The following is a 3716-nucleotide window of genomic DNA, read 5'->3' on the forward strand; positions in this document are numbered from 1 at the left end:
TGACTACTTTTTCTTTGAAGCATCTTCTCAAATCCCCTTGACAACTGCCATCCAAGCTTAACTTGTTACGAATGCCCTGGAATACATTGGAATACGCTTTCCCGAACAGGTTGAGCTTTATAGTGAAATGGGTTCACTAGAAATTGGCTTAACCCGAAGCGTCCATAAAGCTTCCACAGGAGGAATCATGGTGTGGGTGAAGCGAAATGATGGGATGCTTTTGGTGAATTCACCTGATATGGATCTGCAATCTTCTAAGATTACGAAGATGATATCGTTGACGGAAGTACCTGCTGAGCCTACTTTTGTTCAGATGGGCGATCGCTACTTGGTGATCTGTAGCACCACTCTGAGGATTAAAAATGAGTCGCTGGGTACGGTATATTTCTCTCAAGATATCACGGATGAGCAACGTCAATTAAATGATGGGATTCGCAGTCTAATTGTTGTCAGTATTGTGGTAATCTTAGTGTTAATGTTGGCGATCGCCAGTCGCATTCGTCATGCTCTCCATCCTTTGGAACATATGAGTCAGGTAGCTAGCACTTTGTCTGCTGATAATTTGCAGGCGGCAAAACTCCAACTGCATCAGGCTCCTGATGAGATTTTAGGACTAGCGCAAACCTTTAATGAGATGTTGTTTCGCTTATCTAGTTCTTGGGAGCAGCAACGCCAATTTGTCGGTAATGTTTCCCACGAATTACGCACTCCTCTGACGGTTGTAGTTGGTTATTTACAAAGTTTGCTGCGACGCAGCACTAACTTAAGTGACTATCAGCAACAAGCACTGGAAACAGCCGTTGGGGAAACTGAACGCACGATTCGGATGTTAGAAGATTTGCTCGATTTGGCACGGGCTGATAGTGGCAACTTGCACTTTCGTTTGAATCCGGTGATACTGAATACTCTGGTGGCTGAGGTAGCCCAGATGAGTCAAAAAGTTAGCAATCGAAAAATTATTTTCGTGTCAAATGATGAGGATGTTGTAGCCTGTGCGGATCAGGATCGTTTACAACAAGTGTTAATTAACTTAGTCGATAATGCAATCAAGTATTCTGCTCCCGAACAACCAGTTGAGTTAGTCTTGGAAAAGAGGGAACAGCAGGTGATGATTCACGTGGGTGATCGCGGAATTGGTATTTCTCTCCCTCATCAAAACCGGATTTTTGAGCGATTTTACCGGGTGGATGAGTCAATGACGCGCTCTAGAGACGGTACAGGGCTGGGATTGGCGATCGCCAAAAGCCTGATCGAAGGCATGGAAGGACGTATTACGCTCCGCTCTAAACCGGGAGAAGGTAGTATTTTTACTATCACCTTACCTGTCTGGAATCCGCAGCTATGAGCGATCGCATTCTCCTTGTTGAAGATGACCCTAAACTGGCAAAATTCATCGAATCTGAACTTACTCTGGAAGGATATCACGTCACTGTCGCCCCAAATGGATTGGATGGATTAACGATCGCTCGTGATGTTCAACCGCATTTATTAATTTTAGATTGGATGCTTCCCGGCATCTCTGGATTAGACATCTGTTTAAGGTTGCGATCGACTGGTGTTCAAGTACCAATAATTATGTTGACAGCAAAAGATGAAGTACCCGATCGCGTGACTGGATTAAATGCTGGAGCTGATGATTATGTTACCAAGCCTTTCAGTATGGAAGAACTCCTCGCGAGAGTTAAAGCACGTCTGCGCCGAACTCAAGCAAATGACCCGGATAATTTACAGTTTGAAGACCTAGTATTAAACGGTTTAACCCGTGAAGTTTATCGAGGCAGTCAACTAATTGAACTCACTGCCAAAGAGTTTGATTTGTTACAATTTATGCTGCAAAATCCCCGTCAAGTCATTACCCGCGACCGAATTTTAGAAAAAGTATGGGGTTACGATTTTATGGGCGAGTCAAACATTATTGAAGTGTATATTCGTGCGTTACGGATTAAGTTAGAAGCAAATAACTCAAAACGCCTGCTGCATACTGTTCGGGGAGTTGGATATGTGTTGCGAGAGCAAAAGTGAGGAGGGGCGGATTTACAAATACTTGGGATATGAAGTATGGATAATAGTGAACCCGCTCCTATTCTAGTACCTATTTTCTGGTAAAAAATTGACCTAAAAATCCGGTCGTTCCTGATAATCTTCCGCAGAACTCGGATCTAATTCCCACCGACTTTCATCTCGATGTTCCAGCATCTCTGTTGTGTGCAAAATAGCCCCATCTGGCAATTCTATGCCCGCAGCGGCTCCGAGTTCGTCAACAATATCCAGGTCGGGAGTAGGCGTGGTTCCGCCCACCGATTGCTCGCCAGTGGCACTTTCTTGTTCCGCAGCAGGATCGCCATCCTCGCCGCCGATTTGGGAACTGGTGGAAGAGTATCCCGAACTGCTGTCCTGCAGGGTTGTTATGTCGTCTTCGCTCACTCCCGGTTGATCGATGAAGCCGGTACCGTAAGATTCGGTAATTTCTTGAGGCAATTCGCCCAAATTATCATTATCTCTTGTTGTTTTTGCGTTGCGTTCCTTTTGCTGTGCCACGAGACTTGCTCCTGTTTGTTTTTGAACTCAATTAAATTAAAAATGTCCGAATTTCGCTTGATCTGAATTATTTTTACTTATTGCTAATAGCTGTCATTAAGTGGCATCATAATTGCTATTTAAGCTCAAAGCTTCTATCCCAGGAAATATATTGATTCGGCTCAGCTATTTCATTGGGAATACAAAAAGCGATCGCCCTTTTGCAACGGGCGATCGCTTTTTAATGTGGATGTTAATTCTATTCGGGAAAATCAGGAATTATCCATTTGGGGGGTTCCGTCCGTTTCCTTCTCACCGCTTCCTCTGCTATTTCTAGCATTTTATCCAGAGAAGTATTTTCAATGAAGTTGGACGTTGCTTCTGCGTATTCCCGCTTCGGGCACTTGTCGCCCAGAACGCAGCCATTGACGCAAGCTACAGCACAATCGACAGTGTTCTCCACCATAACTTTTTTTCCTTTCACGGTTCCAACAACTAATAGGCAGGTACTCTGGGTGAATTTGTCAAGAGACTGCTCTATATCTTTATTTTACTTCACAAATTGCCATCAAAGGTCGATCGCCAGGGCAAAACTGTTATAAAATCAAAGCAACCTACCTAATCTGCCGATCGTGAGTAATTTTCTGCGGCGCTTAAAACTTTTACCTTGGCGAGAAATGCTGCAAATTGCCACCCTCGTCAACTGCATCGTGGTTGGATTGGAGTTATTTTTAGCCTGGGGTTTCACGCAATCGCGGCCAATCCGCAACGTCGTGACGCTTCTTTACGGCCCATCCCTCGGGACATTGATACCTTTCGTTGCTGCACTGGGAATGGGAGCTTTAGCAGTGTACTTTTTAGAGTATTGGCAACAACAATTTTTGCTCAACCGAATTAGTTTGTGGGTTTTAGTTTTCTGCGTGCTCTTGGGTTTGGTGTTAAAGTCATTCCTACCCATCCCTCCTTTATTAGCAAGTTTATCGGAAGCTGCACTAATCGGAGTTACTGTGGGAGTTTTTTGGAAGGGCCGGCCTTATTGGCGATAGTCATGCCATTTGAGATTTGAGATTTGAGATTTGAGATTGGCTATGACTGATAAAGATTCGGGTTTGGTGCTTGTCTATTAGACCTCTTGCGAAAGTCTCAGACGAGCGCTAGTTTGTCTTCAAAAAAAGTTCATAATTATAAATACCAGCGAT

At 44.1% G+C, this 3716-nt stretch carries 5 protein-coding genes; 3 read left to right on the plus strand and 2 right to left on the minus strand.

Going from position 1 to position 3716, the window contains the following annotated elements; all coding sequences use genetic code 11:
• Positions 1-127: 127 nt before the first annotated feature.
• Entirely contained in the window at positions 128-1345 is a 1218-nt protein-coding gene (locus QUA03_RS28495) for a HAMP domain-containing sensor histidine kinase (RefSeq protein ID WP_333217033.1), read from the plus strand.
• Positions 1342-2022, plus strand: coding sequence for a response regulator transcription factor (locus QUA03_RS28500; RefSeq protein WP_333217035.1), 681 nt, complete (start codon positions 1342-1344; stop codon positions 2020-2022). The genes QUA03_RS28495 and QUA03_RS28500 overlap by 4 nt, the downstream gene beginning before the upstream one ends.
• A 93-nt stretch (positions 2023-2115) precedes the next feature.
• Here QUA03_RS28500 and QUA03_RS28505 read toward each other — a convergent pair whose 3' ends face one another.
• Together QUA03_RS28505 and QUA03_RS28510 are read right to left on the minus strand one after the other, a co-directional pair.
• Positions 2116-2538, minus strand: coding sequence for a DUF6335 family protein (locus QUA03_RS28505; protein WP_333217037.1), 423 nt, complete (start codon positions 2536-2538; stop codon positions 2116-2118).
• Between the two features lie 238 nt (positions 2539-2776).
• A complete protein-coding gene (locus QUA03_RS28510) occupies positions 2777-2983 on the minus strand; it encodes a hypothetical protein (RefSeq protein WP_190740439.1) in 207 nt (68 codons plus the stop codon).
• A 166-nt stretch (positions 2984-3149) separates the two neighbouring features.
• Between QUA03_RS28510 and QUA03_RS28515 the strand changes: the two genes are divergently transcribed.
• On the plus strand, positions 3150-3563 hold the full coding sequence (locus QUA03_RS28515; RefSeq protein WP_333217039.1) for a peptide chain release factor 1: 414 nt from the start codon (positions 3150-3152) through the stop codon (positions 3561-3563).
• Positions 3564-3716: the final 153 nt, after the last annotated feature.

The sequence above is a fragment of the Microcoleus sp. S36b_A4 genome (assembly GCF_036700645.1).
GTDB lineage: Bacteria > Cyanobacteriota > Cyanobacteriia > Cyanobacteriales > Microcoleaceae > Microcoleus.